The 23203-nt window shown below is 74.8% G+C and carries 22 protein-coding genes; 6 read left to right on the top strand and 16 right to left on the bottom strand.

Annotation, left to right across the window (positions count from 1 at the left end; all coding sequences use genetic code 11):
* Nucleotides 1–243 precede the first annotated feature (243 nt).
* Both A6F73_RS41690 and A6F73_RS29085 read left to right on the top strand, forming a co-directional pair.
* The gene (locus A6F73_RS41690; RefSeq protein WP_063350489.1) at nucleotides 244–1530 is read left to right on the top strand and encodes a helix-turn-helix domain-containing protein; all 1287 of its coding nucleotides are present in this window, start codon (nucleotides 244–246) and stop codon (nucleotides 1528–1530) included.
* Nucleotides 1531–1621: 91 nt separating this feature from the next.
* Nucleotides 1622–2770 (top strand): hypothetical protein, encoded by a 1149-nt coding sequence (locus A6F73_RS29085; RefSeq protein ID WP_063350488.1) that lies wholly within the window; start codon nucleotides 1622–1624, stop codon nucleotides 2768–2770.
* A 28-nt stretch (nucleotides 2771–2798) separates the two neighbouring features.
* Here the strand turns inward: A6F73_RS29085 and A6F73_RS29080 are convergent, their stop codons facing one another.
* The 10 genes from A6F73_RS29080 to A6F73_RS29035 all read right to left on the bottom strand — a co-directional run bounded on the left by A6F73_RS29080 (nucleotide 2799) and on the right by A6F73_RS29035 (nucleotide 15215).
* A complete protein-coding gene (locus tag A6F73_RS29080) occupies nucleotides 2799–3845 on the bottom strand; it encodes an ABC transporter permease subunit (RefSeq protein WP_063350487.1) in 1047 nt (348 codons plus the stop codon).
* Nucleotides 3842–4780, bottom strand: coding sequence for an ABC transporter ATP-binding protein (locus A6F73_RS29075; protein ID WP_079136386.1), 939 nt, complete (start codon nucleotides 4778–4780; stop codon nucleotides 3842–3844). The genes A6F73_RS29080 and A6F73_RS29075 overlap by 4 nt, the downstream gene beginning before the upstream one ends.
* Before the next feature lie 31 nt (nucleotides 4781–4811).
* Nucleotides 4812–5219 carry a GntR family transcriptional regulator gene (locus A6F73_RS29070; protein ID WP_063350485.1) on the bottom strand — a complete coding sequence of 136 codons (408 nt, stop codon included), beginning with the start codon at nucleotides 5217–5219 and terminating at the stop codon, nucleotides 4812–4814.
* Nucleotides 5220–5315: 96 nt separating this feature from the next.
* Entirely contained in the window at nucleotides 5316–6698 is a 1383-nt protein-coding gene (locus A6F73_RS29065) for a DUF2079 domain-containing protein (RefSeq protein WP_063350484.1), read from the bottom strand.
* A 179-nt stretch (nucleotides 6699–6877) separates the two neighbouring features.
* On the bottom strand, nucleotides 6878–7480 hold the full coding sequence (locus A6F73_RS29060; protein ID WP_063350483.1) for a TIGR03086 family metal-binding protein: 603 nt from the start codon (nucleotides 7478–7480) through the stop codon (nucleotides 6878–6880).
* 196 nt (nucleotides 7481–7676) lie between these two features.
* Nucleotides 7677–8426 (bottom strand): SDR family oxidoreductase, encoded by a 750-nt coding sequence (locus tag A6F73_RS29055; protein WP_208869214.1) that lies wholly within the window; start codon nucleotides 8424–8426, stop codon nucleotides 7677–7679.
* Between the two features lie 336 nt (nucleotides 8427–8762).
* The gene (locus tag A6F73_RS44165; protein WP_063350481.1) at nucleotides 8763–9533 is read right to left on the bottom strand and encodes a transglycosylase family protein; all 771 of its coding nucleotides are present in this window, start codon (nucleotides 9531–9533) and stop codon (nucleotides 8763–8765) included.
* A gap of 553 nt (nucleotides 9534–10086) precedes the next feature.
* Entirely contained in the window at nucleotides 10087–10755 is a 669-nt protein-coding gene (locus tag A6F73_RS29045) for a response regulator transcription factor (RefSeq protein WP_063350480.1), read from the bottom strand.
* Between the two features lie 140 nt (nucleotides 10756–10895).
* Complete coding sequence (locus A6F73_RS29040) at nucleotides 10896–12545, bottom strand: histidine kinase (RefSeq protein WP_063350479.1); 1650 nt, start codon at nucleotides 12543–12545, stop codon at nucleotides 10896–10898.
* A gap of 84 nt (nucleotides 12546–12629) precedes the next feature.
* On the bottom strand, nucleotides 12630–15215 hold the full coding sequence (locus tag A6F73_RS29035; RefSeq protein ID WP_079136107.1) for a SpoIIE family protein phosphatase: 2586 nt from the start codon (nucleotides 15213–15215) through the stop codon (nucleotides 12630–12632).
* Between the two features lie 93 nt (nucleotides 15216–15308).
* On the opposite strand from A6F73_RS29035, the gene A6F73_RS29030 reads away from it, so the two are divergent.
* Nucleotides 15309–15638 (top strand): DUF4326 domain-containing protein, encoded by a 330-nt coding sequence (locus A6F73_RS29030; RefSeq protein ID WP_063351637.1) that lies wholly within the window; start codon nucleotides 15309–15311, stop codon nucleotides 15636–15638.
* Between the two features lie 12 nt (nucleotides 15639–15650).
* Here the strand turns inward: A6F73_RS29030 and A6F73_RS29025 are convergent, their stop codons facing one another.
* On the bottom strand, nucleotides 15651–16217 hold the full coding sequence (locus A6F73_RS29025; RefSeq protein ID WP_063350478.1) for a Uma2 family endonuclease: 567 nt from the start codon (nucleotides 16215–16217) through the stop codon (nucleotides 15651–15653).
* A 150-nt stretch (nucleotides 16218–16367) separates the two neighbouring features.
* On the opposite strand from A6F73_RS29025, the gene A6F73_RS29020 reads away from it, so the two are divergent.
* The gene (locus tag A6F73_RS29020; RefSeq protein ID WP_063350477.1) at nucleotides 16368–17666 is read left to right on the top strand and encodes a PQQ-binding-like beta-propeller repeat protein; all 1299 of its coding nucleotides are present in this window, start codon (nucleotides 16368–16370) and stop codon (nucleotides 17664–17666) included.
* A 56-nt stretch (nucleotides 17667–17722) separates the two neighbouring features.
* Entirely contained in the window at nucleotides 17723–18358 is a 636-nt protein-coding gene (locus tag A6F73_RS29015; RefSeq protein WP_063350476.1) for a hypothetical protein, read from the top strand.
* On the opposite strand, the gene A6F73_RS29010 is transcribed toward A6F73_RS29015, so the two are convergent.
* The 5 genes from A6F73_RS29010 to A6F73_RS28990 all read right to left on the bottom strand — a co-directional run bounded on the left by A6F73_RS29010 (nucleotide 18306) and on the right by A6F73_RS28990 (nucleotide 22689).
* Nucleotides 18306–19163, bottom strand: a complete 858-nt coding sequence (locus A6F73_RS29010; RefSeq protein WP_063350475.1) for a DNA-formamidopyrimidine glycosylase family protein — start codon at nucleotides 19161–19163, stop codon at nucleotides 18306–18308. The two genes, A6F73_RS29015 and A6F73_RS29010, sit on opposite strands and share 53 nt — an antisense overlap.
* Nucleotides 19164–19205: 42 nt before the next feature.
* Nucleotides 19206–19661 carry a universal stress protein gene (locus A6F73_RS29005; protein WP_063350474.1) on the bottom strand — a complete coding sequence of 152 codons (456 nt, stop codon included), beginning with the start codon at nucleotides 19659–19661 and terminating at the stop codon, nucleotides 19206–19208.
* A 213-nt stretch (nucleotides 19662–19874) separates the two neighbouring features.
* Nucleotides 19875–20897: a zinc metalloprotease gene (locus A6F73_RS29000; RefSeq protein ID WP_063350473.1), complete on the bottom strand. Its 1023-nt coding sequence runs from the start codon at nucleotides 20895–20897 to the stop codon at nucleotides 19875–19877.
* A gap of 77 nt (nucleotides 20898–20974) precedes the next feature.
* Nucleotides 20975–21643, bottom strand: a complete 669-nt coding sequence (locus A6F73_RS28995) for an ATP-binding protein (RefSeq protein ID WP_244293539.1) — start codon at nucleotides 21641–21643, stop codon at nucleotides 20975–20977.
* Nucleotides 21644–21762: 119 nt separating this feature from the next.
* Nucleotides 21763–22689: an LLM class F420-dependent oxidoreductase gene (locus A6F73_RS28990; RefSeq protein ID WP_063350471.1), complete on the bottom strand. Its 927-nt coding sequence runs from the start codon at nucleotides 22687–22689 to the stop codon at nucleotides 21763–21765.
* A 142-nt stretch (nucleotides 22690–22831) separates the two neighbouring features.
* On the opposite strand from A6F73_RS28990, the gene A6F73_RS28985 reads away from it, so the two are divergent.
* Entirely contained in the window at nucleotides 22832–23185 is a 354-nt protein-coding gene (locus tag A6F73_RS28985; RefSeq protein ID WP_063350470.1) for a DUF6401 family natural product biosynthesis protein, read from the top strand.
* Nucleotides 23186–23203 lie beyond the last annotated feature (18 nt).

The raw sequence follows: 23203 nt of genomic DNA, 5'->3' as shown, positions 1-23203 counted from the left end.
GACCGTTGCGCCGCCCCGATGGCCGCGACGACTGGGACAGCTGACCCGACATCCCACCGTGTTCGGTACCGCCTGACGGAAACTGACAACAGCTGACACCGGCCGCCGCCCGCGCCGAACACCCCGTCCACCCAACCGGAGTCCGTCGATCACGTAACGCCGCGGTCACGCGTCACTATGATCCGTACGCGACAAGCAACACCGGTCGCCGCTGGATCTGACATCTGACAACAGGGGGACGCCATGGCGGAGCAGGAGTCGCAACCCGCGGAGAGAGACCCGGCGCCGAGCGCGGCGGAGGCCCTCGCCGCCGAGCTGCGCCGGTTGCGCCTGGAGGCGGGCCAGCCCTCGTTCCGCACGATGGCGAAGACCGCCGGCTCCATCTCCCACACCACGCTCTACGAGGCGGCCTCCGGCTCGCGCCTCCCGTCCTGGACCACGACCAGGGCCTACGTCCGGGCCTGCGGCGGCGACGAGGCCGAGTGGCACCGCCGGTGGACCGCCGCCGCCGACGAGGGGTCGGCCCCACCAGCCCTACCAGCCCTACCGGCCCAACCTGCCCCGCCGGCCTCACCGGTCGAGCCCTCGGGACCGCCGGTCGCCGCGAACACCACGGCCGACACCACGGCCGACACCAGGGCCGACAGCACAGCTGCCTCCGCCGCCGCCGAGCCCCCGGCCGGACCGGGCCGGGGCCGCCGCCCGATCTGGACCCACGCGTTCTGCCTGCTCCTCGGCGTGGCGCTCGGCGTCGGCAGCACGCTCGCCGTGGTCGGCTTCCGCACGCCGGACGCCCCACCCCCGTCCGCGCACGGCTGCCCGTCCGGGGACACCGAGTCCGCACCCGCCGAGGCGGCCGCCCGCCCCGCGCCGGGCCCGCGGCCGGCGGCGGCGCGCACGGCCACCGACGACAGCGCACCGTCCTGGGCCTCCCGGATCGCCTTCGACCAGCAGGCCGTCTCCAGTACCGAGGTCGTCCTTCCGGTGCTCTCCCCCGTCACCCCGGGTGACGCCCTGGTGGTCACGATGATGCTGACCAGCACCTGTCCCGGGGCGGTCACGGTCACCGACAGCCGGGGCGACCGCTTCCGGATCGTCGGGGACGTCACCGACTCCCTCCGGCACCGGGTGCTGCTCCTCGCGGCCTTCGGGGCGGCCGCGCTGACCGCGGAGGACTCGATCCGCGTCGCCCACCCGCGGGCGAGCAAGTACCACGTCGCCGTCGACGAGTTCCGCGGTGTCTCCGCCGTCCGGGCCGTCGGCCGCGCCTCCGGTGACGCCGGCGGGACGACCTTCTCCACCGCGGCCAACGCCGCCGCCTGCGCGCCGGGCGACCTCCTGGTGAGCACGGTCGGCAGCAACAGCGGCAGCGCCCCCGAATTCGGCACCAGCTGGACCAGCCTGCCCGCTCTGCGGCTCTCCTCCTACCGCCTCACCACCGCCCACCGGATCGCGACGGATCCGGACCACTGCGCCGCCACCGGACAGACCACCTCGCAGTGGGGCGCCGTCCTCGCCGTCCTGCGCTGAGCGTCCACGCCGCTCCACCATCCCTGGTCCGACCGGACCGGAGCATTTAGGCTGACCGGACCTCAACCACCCCACCACCGAGGGATACTGGATGATCAGGCGCCGTTCACTGCTGGCACTCGCGGGCCTGGGCGGCGCCGCGGCCCTGCTGCCCGCCGGGCCCGCCCAGGCAGCTCAGGCCGCCCGGCCGCGCACCATCGACCTGCCCGCCCCCACCACCGGCCGCCTGGTCGGCACGACCACCCTGCACCTGGTCGACCACGACCGCCCGGACCCGTTCGTGCCCGCCGCCGGCCCGCGCGAGTTGATGGTGCAGCTCTGGTACCCGGCCCGCGCCACCGCCAGCCGCCCCCGCGCGCCGTACACCACGCCCCGGGTCGCCGCCGCCATCGATCAGCGCCTGCCGCTGGATCCGGGCACCATCGCGGCCGTCCGCCCCACCGCCCGCACCGACGCACCCGCGCTCCCCGGCCCGCTCCCCCTGCTGCTGCTCGGCCACGGCCGCACCGGATTGCGCAGCAACTGCACGGCGCTGGCCGAGGAGTTGGCCGCCCACGGCTACCTCGTCGCGTCGGTCGACCACACCTACGACGCCCTCGCCGTCGAGTTCCCGGACGGCCGGGTGGTGCGCACCGTGCTGGAGGACGAGCCGGCCGACTGGGAGGCCGCCGAGCGCCGCGAGATCGCGGCCCGGGTCGCCGACCTCCGCTTCGTCACCACCGAACTGACCGGTCGCCAGGACCGTTTCCGCGTCGACGGGGGCCGGGTCGGCGTGCTCGGCCACTCGATGGGCGGCTCGGCGGCCGCCGAGGCGATGCGCCAGGACGAGCGGTTCCGGATCGGCCTCAACCTGGACGGCGGCCTGTTCGGCTCGCCCGTTCCCGACCTCGGCCTGGACCGGCCCCTCCTCCTGCTCACCTCGCTCGCCGACCACGAGACCTGGCAGCGCTGGCGCAGCCACCAGCACGCCTGGGGGCGGCAGTTGCGCACCCTCGGCGCCGGCCACCTCAGCTTCACCGACCTGCCGCACGCCGCCCTCCCCGGCAATCTGCCGGGCCACCTCCCCGCCGACACCTACGCCGCGCTGCTCGGCACCATCGCCCCGGCCCGGGCGACCGCTCTCACCCGCGCCTACACCCGGGCGTTCGCCGACCACTTCCTCCGCGGCCGCCCCGCGCCCCTCCTCGACGGCCCGTCACCGCGCTTCCCGGAGGTCGAACTCCGCTGGAGCCGCGACTGACGCCCGACCGGGGCCGCGTCCTCGGGCGTCAGGCCCGCCGGGTCGCCCGCAGCGAGTTGCCGTCCCGCCGCACCCGGAGGAAGAGCACCGTCAGCGCCACGACGGTGAGCGCCACCAGGATCCCGGTCTCGACGAGCTGGATCGGCACGAAGTGCCCGACGGGGTGGTACTCGATCCAGTTGCTCGTGGCACCTTCGCAGCCCCTCGTCCGGTCGCCGTCCCAGCAGAACTGGTCCGAGGCCCACCGGCCGTCCTGGAGCACGACCCCGCGGTCGACCAGCCACGCGTTGGTGGGCTGCCCGAAGTAGACGCCGCGCGGGACCATCTCCTTGACCGACGGGTAGAAGGAGGCGCGGCCCCACCGGAGCAGGCCGTGGACGACCGCCACCAGGACGCCGGTGGCCAGGACCGAGGCCACCGTGCGCCGCAGCAGCTGCCCGACCAGCAGGCCCAGTGCCAGCGCGAACAGCGACCAGGCGACCGGCACCACCCCGAGGACGGGGTAGGTGAGGCCCTGGAACGGCGGATCGAAGGCGAACGGGCTGTGCGCGATGTCCGCGTTCCACACCCACGTCGCCAGGACGGCGAGCACCCCACCGGCGGCCAGCACCGCCAGCCCGGGCAGGGCGATCCGCGCGGTGAGCCAGCGCAGCGGGCTGACGGACTGGGTCCAGGCGAGGCGAACGGTTCCGCGCTCGTACTCCTGGGCGAGCATCGGGGCGCCGAGGAACATGCCGATCAGCAGGGGGACGGCGACCAGGGCCGGCTGGAGCCACGTGGTGTACAGGTAGGCGCGGCGGGTGATGGGCGAGACCATGCCCTGGCAGCCGGCGTTGGACCAGCTGGCCCCGTCGGAGCACCCGGCCCGGCGCAGATCCGCCATCAGCGGCTGGACGGAGAAGTGCAGCCAGAGCAGGGTGGCCGACGCGGTGACGACCAGGGCGGCGATCGCCCACAGCGCGGTGCGGCTCTGGCGCCAGCTCAGCCAGAGCAGGCCGCCCGGGCGGAGCGCGGTCCGCGGCTCGCGCGGTGGCGCCTCGGTGGTGGCGCGGTCGGCCAGGACGTTGGTGCTCATGCGGCGATCCCGTTCTCGGTCGTCTGGGCCTGCGGGCCCGGTCCGGTGGCGGCCCGGGCGGTGCCGGCCGGGGTCCGGAGGTAGCCGAGCAGCAGCTCCTCCAGGCTCGGCCGGCCGCTCTCCCACGGGCCGTCCACCGGATCGCCGGTGCGGACCAGCGCGTCGATCCGGCGGCCGGTGGAGCGCTGTTCGACCAGGACGTCCTCGGGGAGCGCGCTGCCGGCCGGGCCGGTGAGCAATTGGTGTCCGTCCAGCAGGTCCTCCACGTCGCCGCAGAGCCGGATCCGCCCGGACTGCACCAGCAGCAGGTAGTCGATGACGCCGTCCAGCTCGGGGATGATGTGCGAGGAGACCACGATGGTGGTGCCGCGCTCGGCGGCCTCGGCCATCAGGGTGCCCATCAGCTGGTGCCGGGCGAGCGGGTCGAGGTCGGACATCGGCTCGTCGAGCAGCAGCAGGTCGGGGCGCTTGCCGAGGGCGAGCGCCAGGGCGACCCGGGTGCGCTGGCCGCCGGAGAGCGAGCCGATCTTCGCCCTCATCCTCAACTCGCCCTGGTCGATCACCTGTTGGGCGAGGTCCTGGTCCCAGGACGGGTTCAGTTCCCGGCCGAGCCGCAGGGTCTCGGCCACCGTGAAGCCGGGGTAGAGCGGCTTGTCCTGGGCCACGTACGCGACCCAGGCACGCAGGTCCTCGGTGGTGGCGGGCTCACCGAACACCCGCAGCTCGCCCTCGGTGGGGGTGAGCAGCCGGGCGGCGATGCCCAGCAGGGTGCTCTTGCCCGCACCGTTGGGGCCGGCCACCCCGCAGATCCGCCCGGCCGGAACGGCGAACGTGCAGTCGCGCAGCGCCCAATCGCCCCGGTAGCGCTTGCCCAGGCCCTCGGCCGCGAGCGCCGCCGGGGCCCCCGGTGTCGCCGATGCCGGCGGTGTGTTCATCGGGTCGTTCACCCGGTCCCCCCACTGTCCTCTAACTCGGTGTTTCCGGGGAGACCCCGGTGTCGAATCGCTGCTCCAGGACGGAGGCCATCAGCGCGGCGATGTCCTCACGCTCCAGTCCGACCTCGCGGGCCCGGTCCACCCAGCCGACCAGGTCCGCGCGCAGCGGCCCGTCGGCGGCGGCCTCCGGCCGGGCGAGCGAGCGCCGGACGAAGGTGCCGAGCCCCGGCCGGGGCTCGACCAGGCCCTCGCGTTCCAGTTCGCGGTAGGCCTTCAGCACGGTGTTGGGGTTGATCGCGGTCAGCTCGACGACCTCCCGCGCGGTCGGCAGCTTGTCCCCGGGCTGGAGCAGTCCGAGCCGCAAGGCCTGCTTGGTCTGCTGAACGATCTGCTGGTAGGTGGAGACGCCGCTGCGCCGCTCGATGCGGTACTCGATCACACGCGATTCGACCTTTCACTAGTCCAATAGTGGAATAGTGACCCACTGTGGCGCCCGGGTCAAGCCAGGCCGGGGGGTGCCGGGCGATACGGACGATCAGGGCCGCTGCAGCAACAGGAGGGAGTCCTGGTCGGCGACCCGCCGGTAGCCGTGCTGCTCGTACTCGACCAGCATCCGGGCGGTGTCGGCGGTCGCGCACGGGGCCTGCACGCTCGGGTCCGTCCGGTCCACGACCACCCACTCGGGCCCCGGCCCGGCCGGCGCCTGGCAGACCAGGGTGACGGCGGCCCGGCCGGTCAGCTGCGCGGCGAGGCGGTTGGAGGCGGCGACGGTCGCGCCGTCGGGTATCGAGCCGAGCAGCGCCCGGGTGTACGCGAGCCGGGGCGAGGTGCGCCACGCCTCGGGCATCACCACCTCGTGCAGCGGATAGACCGGCACCGTCACGGCCGCCACCAGGGCGCTGACGGCGAGCGCGCGCCGCGCCCGGCGCGGGTCGGTGCGGGTGAGGGCGTCCACCAGGGCGGCGAGCACCAGCGGCATCAGCACCGCGCTGTAGTGGTAACTGACGCCCCAGTAGTGCGGGTTGGCCGAGAGCAGCCGCCAGCCCAGGGTGGGCACGCAGAGCAGGACCAGCGGCGAGCGCAGCCCGAGGAAGCCCGCGGTCGCGGCGAGCAGGAAGAGCAGCAGCCACTTGATCGGGGGCCAGCCGATCCGGGCCGCCAGCGACCAGGGCGAGGGCTGCCCGCCGCCGTCCAGCTGCTGCCAGTAGTCGAACCCGCCGTGCGGGTTGAACGAGGGCAGCACCACCGTCACGGTGAGCACGGTGGCCGCGACCCCGACGCCCGCGAGCACGAGCCCCGGCAGCGGGCCGCGCCGGCCCCGGCGGGCCTGCCAGGCGATCAGCAGGCCGAAGGCGGCCACGGTCAGGCCGAGGTCCTCCTTGACCAGCAGCAGCGGCAGCGACCACAGCGCCGCGGCCAGGTGGCGGCGCCGGCCGAGCGCGGTGGCCGCGAAGGCCAACAGCGGTACGGCAAAGGCGATTTCGTGGAAATCGTCACTGACGGCCCGGACGATCCCCCAGGACGCCCCGGTCACGCATCCGATCACCAGCGCGACCCGCGGCCCGCCCGCCTCGTACGCCCACCGGGTGAGCGGCACGACCGCCAGCGCCATCAGCAGCGCCTGGGCGACCAGCAGGGCGACGGCCCCCGGGAACAACCGGTAGACCGGGGCGAGCACGGCGATCAGCGGGTGGAAGTGGTCCCCGAGCAGGTGGTAACCGGGCCCCTTGAGCGGCACGATCGGCGCCTGCCCGTGCGCGTACGCGCGGATGGCCTGCTCGAAGATGCCCAGGTCGTAGGCCTTGCTCAGGCCGCGCCGGTAGCGGTTGACGGCGACGCAGGTGTAGAGCGCGGCGAACCCCGCGGCCAGGCCCCAGGCCAGGACGGCGGGTCGACGCGGCGGGCGGAACAGGCGCATCGGCAAAGTACCCTTTCACTATTCGATTAGTGGAAGGGTGGTGGAAGGGCACACCGTCGTCAACCCCGGTCCGGCCGCGCCGACCGGGCCTCTGACCTGCCCGGATACGGTCCGCTAGGCGGGTGAGGTGGAGCCAGTGGAGCCCGTGCAGCCTGTGGAGCCCGCCGGCTCAGTGGAGCTCAGGGCCGCACGGCCTCCGGGTCGCGACCGAAGAAACCGGCGAGCCGGTCGTACGGCGGGGCGTCCTCCGGCACGGCGACCTCGGGGCCGAAGGCGTGCTGATCCTCCTCGGCGCCGCGGTACCCGGGCGTGAGGGCGCCGCGGGCCCAGGCCAGGGCGGCGAGGGCCACCTCATGGTCCAGCCCCTCGGTGGACTGGTCGGTGGCATGGGCCAAGTCCCAGTCGTGGACGGCGAATTCGGCGATCTGCTGGTCCACCGGGAAGCGGGCCGGCAGGGCGCCGACGCCGGGGACCTCCAGCGTGCCGGTGAGGTCGCCCGCCGCCCGCCAGGCGTCGACCAGCTCCTCGGCGCCGGCCTCGAAGGCGTGCAGCCAGTCCTCCTCCACCCGCTCGAAGGGCTGCGACCAGTCCGGCTGCCCGCCCCCGGCCCGGACGGTGAACTGCCGCAGGTCGAACAGCAGATGGCTGACCAGGTCGCCGACGTCCCAGGAGCGGCAGGCCGTCGGGTGCCCGGCCAGCTCGACGCCGACGCCGTCGATCAGCCCGGCGGTCTGCGCGAGGGCCCGGGCGAGCAGGTCGATCGGGTCTTCCGCTGCGGTCATGGCACACCTCTCGGTCGGGAGCGCGTCGCCGGCGTGGCCGGGTCCGGTCGGGGGCACCGCTCGGACCGGGCGATCGTAAACGCGTCCGTCGACGACCGCCCGCCACGACACCGGCCCGGTGGTCGCACCACCGGGCCGGTCTCCGCACAACGACGTGCTGCGAGCCGTCAGGCTCCGAACCGTCAGGCCCGAACCGTCAGGCCGCGAACCCGCCGTCCACCGCGAGCTCCGCGCCCGTGACGTACCGCCCCTCCTCGCCCGCCAGGTAGGCGACGGCGGCGGCGATGTCCGCGCCCGCGCCGAAGCGGCCGAGTGCGGTCAGGCTGCTCTGGAACTCGGCGGCCTCACCGTCCGCCGGGTTCATGTCGGTGTCGATCGGGCCGGGGTGGACCACGTTGGCGGTGATCCCGCGCGGGCCGAGCTCCCTGGCCAGCGCCTTGGTCAGGCCGATCATCGCCGCCTTGCTGAGCGAGTAGATGGTGGCGCCGGGGAAGGCGACCCGCTTGGCGATACAGCTGCCGATGGTGACGATCCGCCCGCCGTCGGCCAGGTGCGCGGAGGCGGCCTGGGCGAACAGGAACGGCGCCCGGACGTTCACCTCCAGGACCCGGTCCACGTCGTCGAGCGCCAGGTCACCGATCGGGCCGAGGACACCGACGCCCGCGTTGTTCACCAGGATGTCCAGCCGCCCGAACCGCTCCGCGACCGCCGCGACCACGGCCTGCACCGCCTGCGGGTCGGCGCTGTCCGCGCGGACCGCCCAGCCGCGGCGCCCCATCGCGGTGATCTTCGCCGCGACCTCCTCGGCCCGCTCGGCCCCGCCCTGATAGGTCAGGGCGACGTCGGCACCGTCCTCGGCCAGCCGCAGCGCGACCGCCGCCCCGATCCCCCGGCTGCCGCCGGTCACCAGGGCCACCTTGCCGTCGAGCTTCGCCGCACCGTTCATCGTCATATCTCCAGAACTCCTCATTCGGATGTGATCCGACTCGTTCCGATCAGAACCCCCGGTTCCGATCTCGGACATGACTCGATCCTGGGCCTCGGCGCCGGAAACCTCCGGCGGTATTCAGACGTCGCGTTCAACCTTCAACTATCTCCCGAAGCGCCTGCGTGCACGCCCTCACGCCCGCTCGCACGCTCCCTCCCTCGCACCCGATCCCGGAAACGCGCCCGATCCCGGAAATACGCCCGGCCCCGGAAACACGCCCGGCCCCGGAAACGCGCCGGGCCGAGCGGCCGGGCCCGGGGTGGGGCGGCCGCTCGGCGCGGGTGCGAGGAGGTGTCAGACGGTCAGGGTCTGGCCCGGGAAGATGAGATCCGGGTCGCCGCCGATGGTGCGGGCGTTCTTGTCGTACAGGTTGCCGGTGTCGGTGCCGAACTTGGCCGCGATGCCGCTCAGCGTGTCACCGCTCCTGACGGTGTAGCCGCCACCGGAGGTGTTCTTCTCCGAGGACGGCGCCGACTGCGCCGGCTTGGCCGACTGCTGCGGCTTCGACGTCTCCTGCTGCTTCGGCGCCGGCTTGCTCTTCGGCGCCTGCTGGGCCTGCGGCGCCTGGGTCTTGGGCGTCTGAGCCTTGGGCGTCTGGGCCTTGGGCGCCGGCTTGGCGGCCGGCTTCGAGGGTGCGGTGTCGGTGGTGTCGACGGCGGCCGGGGCGCCGCCCTTGCTCAGGCCCGCCTTGGCCGAGCAGACCGGCCACGCGCCGGGCCCCTGCGAGGCGAGGACCTTCTCGGCGACCGTGATCTGCTGCGCCTTGCTCGCCTGGTGGGCCTGGGGGGCGTAGGCGGTGCCGCCGTACGCCCTCCAGGTGCTGGGGGTGAACTGCAGTCCGCCGGAGAATCCGTTGCCGTTGCTGATGCTCCAGTTGCCGCCGCTCTCGCACTGGGCGACGGAGTCCCAGCTGGAGGTGGGCGCGGCGGAGGCCGAGGTGGCCGTGACGAGGCCGGCCACCGGCAGGGCCGCGACAGCGGCGCCCGCGACGACCGCCATCCGCACGCGGTTGCGCTTGGTGGCGGTGGTGTCGGTGGCAGCGGCGGTCTCGTGACGGGAAGTCATATAAGTCCTCTCGGCAAGCCCCGGGCGGGCAGGCGGAACCAGACCCATGACGGGCCGATAGTCACGCTCACCTCGCTCGACGGGCGGCCGGACACGCCTGGGACGTGCCGTGCCGCCCCGGCCACCTCCACTCGCCGACGACCTGTTCGAGCTGGTCGCGTCGGCGGGCACGGCCCTCGCGCCGGGGGTCAGGTCGGCGGGCCGTGCGTCGGGGTGAACCCGGGTGGTGCTCGTTGCACCGCCAATGAAGCTACGGGCCACCTCGGGGTGCAGCAAGCAATTCTTGGTCTCCGCAGGTCAGTTGACTGTTACCGGCGGTATTGATCAAGGTGCCGTGCCCAGTTCGACCGGGTTTGACCGCATTCTCAAGATCAACTGATCAACTTTCACGCCCCCCCTTCACCTCTGTCCACCTGTGAGCCCGAGCACACCATCCACCCACCGCGACCACGAGTTGACGCACCGTCACCAGTGAAGCCGGAGTTCCCCGTTCCGACGGGCCATCAGGTGGCATCCGCCACACCCGACACGCTCCGCGACCGGTCGGACGCGCTCAGTCCCGGGCGCCGAGCTCCGCGTCCCGCGCCAACAGCGCCGCCTGCACCCGGTTCTCACAGCCCAACTTGGCCAGGATCCGGCTGACGTACGTCTTCACCGTCGCCTCGCTCATGTGGATCCGCGCCCCCGCGTCCGCGTTGGACAGACCCTCGCCGAGCAGGGCCAGCACCTCCAGCTCGCGCGGCGTCAGCACCTCCAGCCGGCGCCGGGCCTCCGCGCTGCGGGCGGCCGCCGAACCGCTGCGCCCGGAGGCCAGCGAGTCGACGATGTGCCGGGTGGCGGCCGGGGACAGGAAGGCGTAGCCGCCGGCCGCCGCGCGCACCGCCTGGATCAGCTCGTGCGGCGCCGTGTCCTTGAGCAGGAATCCGGCGCCGCCCTCGGTCACGGCGCGCAGGACGTTCTCGCGCTCCCCGAAGGTGGTGAGGATCAGCGCCCGCGCGCCGGGCGCGACCCTCGGCAGCTCCCCGAGCGCCGTCAGCCCGTCCATCACCGGCATCTGGATGTCCAGCAGCACCACGTCCACCCGGTGCGCCCGGGCCAGCTCCAGCGCCTCCCGCCCGTCGGCGGCCTCGGCGACCACCTCGATGTCGGCGGCAGAGCCCAGGATCATCCTGATCCCGGCGCGGATGAGCGGCTCGTCGTCGGCGACGAGGACTCGGATCACGGCTGGTCATTCCCCTCGAACGGTGCTGCGGCAGGAACACCATCCTCACATCCGGCCGAACCCCGCGTCCCACCCGGTCAGGACGGTCAGAGCAGTCAGCCCGGTCAGCGCGGTCAGGGCGGTCAGGGCGGTCACGGCGGTCAGGACTTCGTGAGGTAGTGCTCCTTCTCCACCAGCAGCCCGTCCTTGAAGCAGAACCGCATCACGTTGTCCTGGCCCCAGGCGTCGCTGAGGTCACCGGACAAGTACCAGCGGCAGTGCGCGCCCTCCGGGGGCTTGGGCCCGCTGCCCTGGTAGTCGTCGGTGAAGAAGGTGTTCCCCGGCGGCAGCCGGTGCAGCACGTCGGCCTCCGGCGTGCCGACCTCCAGCCCGTCGTACACCGACTTCGGCACCGTCGCGTCGCCGGTGCCCTGGACGAAGGCCACCACGCCCCAGATCAGCAGCCCCAGCACGGTCAGGCCGACCGCCCCCACCCCGACCGCGCAGCCGATCGCCGGACTGCGCCGCCCGTCCTCCGCCCCGACGACCGGCGGCAGGCCGTCCAGCACCCAGTCGTCGACCCCGGCGATCGCCGCGGCCCCGTCGCCCGTGCCCTCCGCCCCCTCGTACGGCAGCACGCCGGCCAGCCGGAACCCCTGGTCCGGCGTCGGCCCGGCGTGCACCATGCCGCCGACCAGCCGGGCCCGCTCGCGCAGGCCGGTCAGCCCCTGGCCGCCGCTGACCGCCGGGCCCGCGCCGGCGCGCACGCCCACGGGCTCCGGCGTGCACGGGTTGACCACCTCCACCACCAGCGCGTCCGGCTCGTACCGGAGCGCGACGGTGATCGGCGCGCCGGGGGCGTGCTTGTGCGCGTTGGTGAGCGCCTCCTGCACCATCCGGTACGCCGCGTGGTCCACCGCGGCGGCCAGCGGGCGCGGCTCGCCCTCCCGGGAGAAGGAGACCAGCGCCCCGGCCGCCCGCGAGGAGTCGACCAGCCCCTCGATCCCGTCCACCCCGCCCCGGGCCGGTGCCGCGGCCGTCGCCGGCCGCACCACCGTCGACTCGTCGTGCAGGACGCCGACCACCTCGCGCAGCTCGCGCATCGCCGCGACCGCCGCCTGCCGCAGCACCCCGACCGCCTCGCGCTGCCGGTCGTTGAGCGTACGGTCCACCTCCAGCGCGCCGGAGTGCACGGAGATCAGCGCGAGCTGGTGGCCCAGGCTGTCGTGCATGTCCTGGGCGATCCGGTGCCGCTCGCGCAGCCGGGCCTGGTGCACCACCATGACCCGCTCGCGCACCAGCTGGTCGTTGCGCTCGCGCAGCGCGTCCAGCAGGGCACGGCGCTGCGCCCGGTAGCGGCCCCACAGCGCGGGCAGCACGGCGACCAGCAGGAAGCCGCCGAGCGAGAGCCCGACGATCAGCTTGGGCGAGGCCGAGCCGGCGTCCTTCAGCACCCCGGTCACCATGAACAGCACCCAGCTCAGCACGAAGGTGCCGACCAGCGCGGTGACCCGGCGCAGCCTCGCCCCGGCCGACCAGCCCGCGCAGACCAGCAGCGGCATCGGGCCGACGGCCCAGCCGGCCGCGGCCGAGGTGAGCACCAGCACGGTCGCCGGGAAAGCCGGCCGCAGCACCCACAGCAGCGCGACCCCCAGCCCCACCAGGACCGGGTGGCCGACACCGGAGGCCACCTCCAGCAGGACCGCGACCCCGCCCATCAGCAGGGCCAGCGCGCCCTGGCCCACCACCCGCCGGGGCGGCCAGGGCCCGGGAAACGCCGTCCGTACCGCCTTCTTCCAGGCCCGCGCCATCGCATCCACCCGTCGAGGCTATCGGGCCGCGCCACCCGTCCGCCGCCACCGTTCGTCGCCCCCGCCCCCGACGAAAGTCGCCGCTCACGGCGTTCGGGGCACCTCCGTGGACACCCCCGTGGGCGCCTCCGTGGACGCACCCGTGGACACGTCCTCGTCGAAGGCCGTGAGCAGCAGCGCCACGTCGTCCACCCGGTGCGAGGAGCCGACCTCGCGCAGGATCCGTTCCGCCAGCAGCTCCAGGCCGTCCGGCCCCTGCTCCTCGCCGCGCCCGAGCGCGGCCCGCAGCAGGTCCACCCCCTGGTCGATCGCCACCGCCGGATCCTCCACCAGCCCGTCCGTGTACAGCGCGACCACCGTGCCGGGCGCCAGGCGCAGCTCGCTGACCGGGTACTCGGCCAGGTCCTCCACGCCCAGCAGCGGCCCGCCCGGCACGTACAGCGCCTCGGCCCACCCGTCCGGGAAGCGCAGCACCGGCGGCAGGTGCCCTGCCCGGGCGATCCGGGCGCGGCCGTCGGCCGGGGTGAGGCGGACGAGGCAGCAGCTGGCGAGCAGTCCGGGGTCGAGGTCGAGGAGGAGCCGGTTGGTGCGGGCGAGCACCTGGTCGGGCGGGTCGCCACCGGTGGTGAAGGCGCGGACGGCGCTGCGCAGCTGGCCCATGGTGGCGGCCGCGCCGACGCTGTGGCCCTCGACGTCGCCGATCACCAGGGTGACGTCCCCGCCGGTGACGATCGCGTCGTACCAGTCGCCGCCGATCTCCATGCCCTGGGTGCCGGGCAGGTAGCGGGCGGCGATCCGGATGCCGGGCACGTCCGGGAGGCGGTGCGGCAGCAGCGCCTGCTGGAGGCCGCGGGCCAGGGCGAACTCGGCGTCGTACAGCCGGGCCCGTTCCAGGGCCTGGGCGATGAAGCCGCCGAGGGCGGTGAGCAGGCCGCGGTCCTCGGCGGTGAAGGGGCGCGGCCGGTCGAAGCCGAGGATGCAGCTGCCGACGGGGTGGCCGGAGGCGATCAGCGGCAGGAAGGCCCAGGCGCCCATCTCGTCGAGCGCGATGCCGGGGTAGGCGGCGGCGAGTTCGCGGACCGATTCGAAGAAGATCGGGGTGCCGGTGCTGAGCGTCTCCGCGCCGGGGATGCGGGCGGCGACGGGGGTGCCCTCGAAGCCGTCCAGGAAGCCGTCCGGGTAGCCGGTCTGCGAGATCAGGTGCAGGTTCTTGTCGCGCACCCCGTAGATGGCGAGCTCCTGGCCGCCGAAGGCCGGCAGGATCTCCTCGGCCACGGCCCGGCAGACCTCGCGCACGCTGACGGCCTCGGTGAGCGCGCTGGCGAGCTGGAGCAGGTGGTAGGTGCCGCCGATGCCGGCGGGGGCGTCGGTCCGGGTGGCGCCGCGGGCCGCGGGCGGCGGGGGCGCGGCCCGCGGTTCGGCCGCGCCCGGCGGGGCTTCGGCGGCCACCACCCGGCCGGTGACGCCGTGCGTGTCGGGGTAGAGCGAGAAGGCGAGCCAGCCGTCCGGCGGGCGGGCGGCCAGGAAGGCGGTGGGCTGCTGGGAGAGCAGGGCGGCCCGGTAGCGGTTCTCGAAGAAGGGGTCGGCGAGCCAGGGCAGCACGTCCCACAGGTGGTGGCCGACCAGGTCCTCGCGGCGCGCCTGGAGCAGTGGCTCGGTGGCGCGGTTGGCGTAGCCGACCCGGCCGTCCGGGTCGAGTGAGAAGACGCCCTCGCGCAGTCGCTCGACGGCGGCCGCGGCCGCGGTGAGGGTGCGGGCGTCCAGCACGGCGCCGACCAGATGGGTGCGGCCGTCCGCCGAGATCGCCGAGGGCACCCGCGCCCAGAGCTCCACCGGGTACGGGTGGCCGTCCGGCCCGAGCACCCGGACCCTGGCCGCCAGCACCTCGCCCAGGGCCAGGGCGGTCCGGGCGGCGGCCCGGAACTCGGGCAGGTCACCGGGGGCGATCCGGCTGCCGAGGGCGGCCGCCGTGCCGTCGAACTCGTCGGGTGCGAGGCCGAAGATCGCGAGGAACTGCTCGTCGGCGGCCAGCGCCCCGGTGGCGACGTTCCAGTCGAACATCCCGACCCGGCAGGTCGGCGCGGACGGCGGCGGCAGCTCGACCACGGCCGCGTCGCCGCCCGGCTCCACGGGGTGCCCGGCCGCCGCCAGGCCCGCCAGCCCGGCGGCCAGCCGCCCGGCCACCTCCGCCAGCCGCGGCTGGGCGTCCTCCGGGACGCCGTCGTCGGAGGCCGGCCAGAACACGCTGAGCACCCCGAACCGCTCCTTGCCGCCCGCCACCGGCACGCAGGCGGAGGCGTAGTCGTACGGCATGCCGACGGCGAGCTGCGGGAAGCGCCGCATGGTGTCCTCGGTGTCGGCGAGGGTGATGGTCCGCCCGGTGCGGAAGCTGACGGCGACGGGCAGCGGGCCGGCGGCGGCGATCCGCCGGAACGGGCTCATGATCGACAGCGGTACGCCCGCGATCGTGCAGAGCACCAGCGAGCGGCCGTCCCGCGAGCGCAGGTACACCATCGCCCCGTACGCCCCGGTGCCGCCGAGCGCCCGGCGGACGGCGCCCGCCAGCAGGTCGTCCCGCTCGACCGCCGCCGGGGCGGCGTCAAGCTCCTGCGGCCGGTGCGGGCCGGGCGGCGCCGCCCGGTCACGGCCGCCCGCGTGCGGATGGCGCATGCTCTTTTGCTACGCCGGGCCCCGGGGCGTGTCAAGGCGAGCCCCCCGGGGCCCCGGATGCCCGTCGGCCCCGGTTGCGCCAGCATGGACGGCATGCCGACCACCTCCGGCCGCACCACCGTGGTCAACCTCAAGGGCCACCGCGACGACCCCTCCTGCGCCGACGTCGTCTACGTCGGCCGCGCCATGCACCGCGGCGGCTGGCACCTGTCCGAGTCCCCGCTGCACTGCCCCTACCGCCCCGGCCCCGACCTCACCCGCGAGCAGATGGTCGCCGACTACCGCGCCTACCTCCTCGCCCGCCCCGACCTGCTCGCCCTCGTCCCGCCCCTGCGCGGCCACCGCCTCGGCTGCTGGTGCGCCCCGCTCCCCTGCCACGCCGACGTCCTCGCCGACCTCGCCGACCACCCCCCGCAGCACTGACGGGCGGGCGCCTCACAGCCCGGAGAGGTCGGCCTCCACCGCGTACGGCACCACGGCCTTGACCCGGCCGGTGAACAACTCGCCCGCCCGGTACGAACGGCTCGCCGCGTCCAGCACGTAGGTGTGGACGATCGGGACGCCGTCGGCGACCTGCTCGACCCGCCAGTAGAACGGGATGCCCGCCTTGGCGTACTGGTCCAGCTTGACCACCCGGTCGGTGGTCTCCGAACCCGGTGAGACGACCTCGACGAGCAGCAGCACGTCCGCGGGTCTGGTGGGCGACTCGTCGATCGTGTCCGCCCGGTAGACCACCACGTCCGGGCGGCGGTTGTTCAGCGGCACGTCCTGGAGCCTGACGTCGAAGTCCGTGTCGGCGTTCCACTCGGCGCCGCCGGCCGCGTCCAGGGCGTTCGCCAGGAACCGTGCGAGCCGGTTGTGCCGTTTGGAGGCGCTCGGGCTCACGACCACCATCCCGTCGACGATCTCGATGCCCGCGCACTGCTCCACGGTCCAGGAGTCGTACTGCTCGCTGCTGATCTGCCGGTGCATCCACTCGGGTGCGATCATCTCGGCCGTCACGCCGTACCTCCCCCGGGGCTGCTGGGCGGGCCTGTGCTGTGCCTCAGCCTAGTACGCCGCCGGTCGGGGTTTCGGGTGGTTCGGGGGCTGTTCGATATCCTCCGGGCGAGTGGTGGCGCGTGGGGCGCCGCGGGGGAGGTGGGAGCCGGTATGCAGTCGCCGTCGTCCGAGGGGCCCGTGCGCGAGACGTCGTGGCAGTGGGACGGGGAGGCGGACGGCGCCGCGCGGGAGCCCGCGGACGTGGTCGGCGGGGGCGGGGACGGGCCGCGGCTGAGCCGGCGCGGGCTGCTGGCGGGGGCCGGGGCGCTGGCGGCGGGCGCGGCGGTGTGGGCGTTCAGCCGTTCGGGTGCGGACCAGCCGGCTCCGCCGCCGAGGCCGCAGCCGACCGCGCTGTCCGGGCCGACCCCGCTGTGGACGTACCGGGGGCCGGAGGCGATGACCCCGGAGCGGCTGACCGGCCCGCCGACCCGGCCGGTGTTCCTGTCCCGGGCCGGGCTCCAGGTCCTGGACCCGGCCACCGGCGAGGCGGCGCGGCTGCTCACCATCGACCCGCCGCGCGGGAACTGGCCGAGCGACCTGGAGGTGCTGGGCAAGGTGGTGCTCGGGCCGGACCGGCTCTTCACCACCTCCCCTGGCCACCTGGACGCCCGCCACCTCGGCGACCCCGCCGCCGACTGGAGCCTGCCGCTGCCCGACGACCTGCAAGGCTCCGTCCAACTGTCCGGCTTCGACGACGGCACCCTGTACGGCTACGTCTGGGACTGGTCGCGGGAGAGCTCGACGCCGGACGGCCGGCTCTTCGCCGTCCGGGTCGCGGACCGCTCGATGCTGTGGCACCTCCCCACCGACCGCAACGAGCAGCCGTTCACCCCGGTCACCGCGCCCGGCGGCCGCCTCCCGTGCCTGCGCAACCTGGGCAACGGCAGTGAACTGGTGGTCCGGGACACCGCCGACGGCCGGGAGCTGTGGACGGCCCCCGGCGCCGGGGACCTGGGCTGGTGCGTCGGCGGCCCGGTGCACGTCTACGTCCCCGACGGGGCCGGCGGCGTCCGCGCGCTGCGCCCCGGCGGCGAGCCGGCCTGGACGGTCTCCCCCGGCCGGGGCGAGTCGTGGCGGGCGATGCCCGCGGTCTCCGACGGCCCGCGGGTCTACCTGGCCCGCGACAACGGCCTGGTCACCGGGCACGACGCGGTCACCGGCGCACTGCAGTGGTCCTACCGGCTGCCGTTCCTGTTGGACCGCCGCAGCCATCCGCTGGTGGCCGGCGGCACGCTGTTCGTCCCCGGACCGGCGACCGCCGGGGTGTGCGCGATCGACACCGCGAGCGGCACACCGCGCTGGACGTTCCTCGACTCGGGCCCCGGCAAGGACGTCTGGTCGCTCGCCGTCGACGCGAACCACCTCTACGCCGGCCACGACGACGTCCTGCACGCCCTCCCGCTCACCTGACCCTGACCGCCCGGCACCACAGCCACGACGGCACGACGGCACGACAGGATGGCCCGATGCAGGTACACCCGATCTCCCCCGACCGGCTGGCCGAAATGCTCGCCGACCGCATCGCCGCGCTGTCCGACCCCGGCGGCCGGTGGCTGCGGGTCGCGGTGGACGGCGCGCCCGCCGCCCGCCCCGACCTGCTCGCCGACGCCCTGGTGGAGCCGCTGCGGCTGCGCGGCCGCCCCGCGCTGCGGGTGTCGGCGGCGGGCTTCCTGCGCCCGGCCTCGATCCGGCTGGAGTACGGCCACCAGGACGCGGACGCCTTCCACGACCTCTGGCTGGACGACGGCGCCCTGCTGCGCGAGGTGCTGGACCCGCTGGAGCCCGGTGCCAGCGGCCGCGTCCTGCCCTCGCTGCGCGACCCGGCGACGGACCGCTCGACCCGCGCCCCGTACGCCGAACTGCCGCCCGGCGGCGTGCTGTTGCTGGACGGCGCGCTGCTGCTCGGCCGCTGGCTGCCGCTGGAGCTGGCCGTCCACCTCGCGCTCACCCCGACTGCCCTGGCCCGCCGCACGCCCGCCGACCAGCAGTGGACGCTGCCCGCCTTCGCCCGCTACGAGGCGGAGACCGGCCCGACCGAGGCCGCCGACGTCACCGTCCGGGTGGACGACCCGCGTCACCCGGCCCTGGTCGAGCGGAGCTGACGCCCGTACCGGCCGGGGCCGGGCCGCGCTGGCAGTAGGGGCACCAGTACGCCACCCGGTCCTGCGGGGGCGCGCCCTGGCGGGCGGTCCGGACGAGGGTGCCGCAGCGCGGGCAGGGGCGGCCGGCCCGGCCGTAGACCCAGTGCTGGTGGCCGCGCCGGGTGTCGCCGGTGGTGACGTGTCCGGGGCGCAGCCGGTTGGCGTCGAGGAGCTCCCGGGCCCGCTCCACCAGCCGGTCGGGGCGCGGGAGTTGGCGCACCTCGGTCCACGGGGTGACGCCGGCCAGGTAGCAGAGCTCGGCGGCGTAGACGTTGCCGATGCCGGCGAGGTTGCGCTGGTCGAGCAGCGCCTCGGCGAGCGGGCGGCCGGGGTGGGCGAGCAGCCGGCGGACGGCCTCCACCGGGTCCCAGTCGGGGCCGAGCAGGTCGGGGCCGAGGTGGCCGACGGCGCGTTGCTCGTCGGCGGTGCGCAGCAGGTCGACGACGGGCAGCCGGTAGCCGACGGCGGTGCCCCGCTCGGTGCCGAGGACGGCGCGGATCTGCCAGGCGGGGCCGCCGGACCAGCGCTCGCCGGGCCGGTAGACCTCCCAGCGGCCGTCCATCCGCAAATGGGTGTGCAGGGTGAGGCCGCCTTCGAGGCGGGTGAGCAGGTGCTTGCCGCGCGGGGCGACCTCCAGCACCCGGCGGCCGGCGAGGACGGCGGTGGCGTGCGCGGGCACCCGCAGGTCGGCGCTGGTCAGCACCTGCCCGGCGAGGGCCTCGTGCAGCCGGGCCGCCGCGCGGTAGACGGAGTCACCTTCTGGCATGTCTCCATCCTCCACCGCGCGGCGGCCCGGCGGGGCGGCGCGCTACTCGCCCTCGGCCACCTGGCCCTCTCGGACGACGACGACCGGGCAGGGCGCGTGCTCGGTGAGGTGGCGGCTGACCGAGCCGAGCAGCACGCCGGAGAAGCCGCCGAGGCCGCGGCTGCCGACGACGAGCAGCGCGGCGCCCTTGGCGGCCTCCAGCAGGGCCTGGGCGGCGTTGCCGGGCATCACGCTCTCACTGATCCGCACGCCCGGGTCGTCGCCGACGACCCTGACAACGGTGTCGGAGAGGGTCTTGCCGGCCAGTTCCTCGGGGTTGAAGACCTCGGCGGACGGCACGCTCGGCGCGGCCCAGCCGTAGAACGCCGGGTACTCCCAGGCGGCGATCGCGGTGATGGTCCCGCCGACGGCTCGCGCGTAGTCGACCGCCCAGCGCAGCGCCTGCTCCGAGGCGGGCGAGCCGTCCACGCCGACGACGATCCGGGGGTTGGCACTCATGGCGTTACTCCTTGGCGCTCAGTTCCTGCTCGGTCCCGACACCCCGAACATAGATCAAATCGGGTGTGTGGTCGGCATTTGCCACGCCGTGATCGGCGTTTTACATTCAGATCGATGGCACATGGCCTGGCCGATCTGCGGTTCGGCGGTTCTGCGGTTCTGCGGTTCTGCGGTTCTGCGAGAGTGCCCGGGTATCGGACCAGCCCCGACGACTCAACTCCGGTAAGCGGCCCAGGAGTCGGCCATCCGCTGGACCTGGCCGGGGGTGAACTGGCTCATGCAGGAGTCGTAGCTGTAGTCCATGAAGTTGTGGATCGGGTCCAGGCCGGGCCCGGTGCAGGTGCGGCGGCCCTCGGGGCAGCCGTAGGCGGGGGTGCGCTCGGGCGGGGTGTCGTCCACGTAGTCGCCCGGGGGCAGGCAGCCGCCCTGGAAGGTGTGGAAGAGGCCGAGCCAGTGGCCGATCTCGTGGGTGGCGCTGCTGCCCTCGTTGTAGTGGGCGGCGGCGCCGCCCGGCAGGGAGGCGTCGAGGACGACCACGCCGTCGTCGGCGGGGTTCGAGCGGTAGGCGCCCGGGAAGGTCGACCAGCCGAGCAGGGACTGGCCGAGCTTGGCGGTGTAGAGGTTGAGGGTGCCCGCGTCGCCCTTGCGCAGCGCGTTCTTCATTCCCGTCTCGGTCCCGGAGCCGGGGGTCATGCCGTCGTACCAGGAGGCGTTGTCGGTGTAGTCGGTGCCGGCCAGCTCGAAGTGGAACGGGCTGGGGGTGTTGCCGTCGCCCTGGCCGCCGTAGGTCGCGTTGAGGTGGTCGATCTGGGCGGCGACGACGCCCCCGTCGAGCCGGCCGGCGTCACCAGCGTGGATCACGTGGACGAAGACCGGCACCGTCGTCGGGGCGCCGACCCGGGCGTGCGCGGAGGAGAGCTGGGCGAGCCGGTCGTCGAGGTCCGCCTGCATCGCCCGGGCCTCGGCGGCGGTGACGGCGTTCGGGTCCTGCCCGGCCTGACTGCCGGCCGGCTTGCGGGCGGCGGCAGCGACGGCGACGGCATCGACAGCGGCGGCGTCGGCGTCGGCGTCGGCGTCGGACCCCGCACAGGCCGCGGTCACGGCGGCCGCGGCGGTCACGGCGGCGGAGTGCGGGGCCGGGGCGGCGAGCTGGCTGAGACCGGCGGCCGCGACCAGCACGGCGGCCCAGGGGAACAGACGGGGGGTACGCGAGCGCACCCGGGCAGTACGGCGCATCTGCGCTCCTGACAAGGGAGTTGGCGGATTGTCGGCCGCGCCCCGGGCCCGCCCGGCTCGGCGCGGACCCGCCGAGACTACGACGCGGCGAAGACGATCTCCCGCAGGGCGCGCGCGGCGGCCCGGTCGAGTACCACGGCCGACGCACAGCCCTCCGGCGCCCGTCCGGCCCCGGTGAGCCGGCGCCGCAGCCTGTCGACGGCGGCCCGGTGCCGGAGGAAGGCGTAGCGGGAGACGCTCTGCCCCCGGCTCTGCTGGCCCTCCCGCGCCTCGGCCGGTTCGGCGTCCAGCAGCAGCAGGTGCACCCGGCGGCCCTGCCGGGCGGCGGTGCGGGTCAGCCAGAGCCGCACCCAGGACAGCGATCCGCAGTCGTGGACGGCGAGCGGCCCGCCGGCCAGCACCGCGCGCCGCAGCCGCCGGTAGTGCGCGATCCGCGCCAGCGGGCGGTAGAGGGCGTACGGGAGGCGGCCGGGCAGCCTGGCCGCGTACTCCTCGCGGACCAGCTGGGAGTCGACCAGTGGGGCGCGCACGCAGCGGCGCATCAGGGTGCTCTTGCCGCTGCCGGGCAGACCGGAGACGACCAGCAGGTCGCCGGCGGGGTAGTGCAGCGCCACCGGGGCGGGGCCGGTCCGCAGGTCGTGCAGGCCGGGCTGCACCCGTAAGGCCTGCGGGGCGCCGGCTGGGCCCTGTCCAGGAGGCGACGGCACCCGGGGTGCCGCCGCCTCCGCCGTTCTCGTCCTGGTCACCGGTCCTCCCCGCGCCGTTCCCTCCCTTGGAGCATTACGCATTCCCAAGAGCGAGTAAAGAGCGGTGATCGCCGGGCCCGGCCGGCCGGTACCGGATCAGGGCGTGCCGTGCGGGCGGGTCAGCCGAGCTGGGGGGCGACCCGGGAGGCGATGAGCTCCAGGTGGTCGAGGTCGTCCAGGTCCAGGATCTGCAGGTAGACCCGCTCGCTGCCGACGGCCGCGTACCGGCCGATCCTCTCGGCGACCTCGTCCGGGGTGCCGGCCAGGCCGTTGGCCTTCAGCTCGTCCACGTCCCGGCCGATCACGGCCGCCCGGCGGGCCACCTCGGCGTCGTCGCGGCCGACGCAGGCGACCAAGGCGTTGGAGTACACCAGGTCGCCGACCGAGCGCCCGGCCTGCTCGACGGCGGCCTTGACCCGGCCGAACTGGGCGGCGCTGTCCTCCACCGAGGCGAACGGCAGGTTGAACTCGTCAGCGAAGCGGGCGGCCAGCGCCGGGGTCCGCTTCGGGCCGAGGCCGCCGACCAGCACCGGGATCCGGTCCTGGGCCGGCTTGGGCAGGGCCGGCGAGCCGGTCAGCGTGTAGTACTCGCCGGCGAAGTCGAAGGTGTCGCCGAGCTTGGTGTTCCACAGGCCGGTGATGATCGCCAGCTGCTCCTCCAGCCGCCCGAACTTCTCCTTCGGGAAGGGGATGCCGTAGGCGGCGTGCTCGGCCTCGTACCAGCCGGCGCCGAGGCCGAACTCGACCCGGCCGCCGCTCATCGCGTCCACCTGGGCGACCTGGATCGCGGTGACGCCGGGCAGGCGGAAGGTCGCGGCCGTCATCAGGGTGCCGAGGCGGATGGTGCGGGTGTCGCGGGCGAGGCCGGCCAGGGTGATCCAGGCGTCGGTCGGCCCGGGCAGGCCGTCGACGTCGCCCATCTTCAGGTAGTGGTCGGAGCGGAAGAAGGCACTGAAGACGCCCAGGTCCTCGGCGGCCCGGGCGACCGTCAGGAGGGTGTCGTAGCTCGCGCCCTGCTGCGGTTCGGTGAAGATGCGGAGATCCATGCGGACCATTCTGGTACAGACCACCCGTGGATCGGTGCAGAGAACCGGCCAAGCCGCCGAAACTCCCGAAGGTGGCCAAGGTCTCAGCACGGAACCGTCACGAGCCGCCGGTCCGGCCGACCCGCTCGCCTACGGTGGACGGATGTTCGCCACCCCCGACGAATCCTTCCGGCGCTCCCCCGACGATCCGGCCGGCTGCCCGCTGCCCGGCATCGTCGCCGCGTTCACGCCCCGGCTGTCCGAGTTCGCCTTCGAGCCCGGCTTCGTCGCGATGGTCGACCAGCACGTCGCGATGCTGCGCGAGCTGCTGTACGCGCAGGGGCCGGAGCTGGCGCCCCGGCCCCTGGACCGTGAGGAACTGTCGGACTACGCGCTCGGCTTCCTGGACGCGCTCACCGAGATCGGCTGGCGGGAACCGGTGGGGTACGACTACGCGGTGCACCGGCTGACCGCGATCTGCTGGCTGGTGCGCGAGCAGGGCCTGCTGCGGGCCTGAACCCGCTGCGGGTCGCTG

Source organism: Streptomyces sp. MJM8645 (genome assembly GCF_001625365.1).
In the GTDB taxonomy this organism is placed as follows: Bacteria; Actinomycetota; Actinomycetes; order Streptomycetales; family Streptomycetaceae; genus Kitasatospora.
The sequence above is the reverse complement of the archived record's forward strand: the minus strand, read 5'-3'. Positions and strand labels throughout refer to the sequence as shown.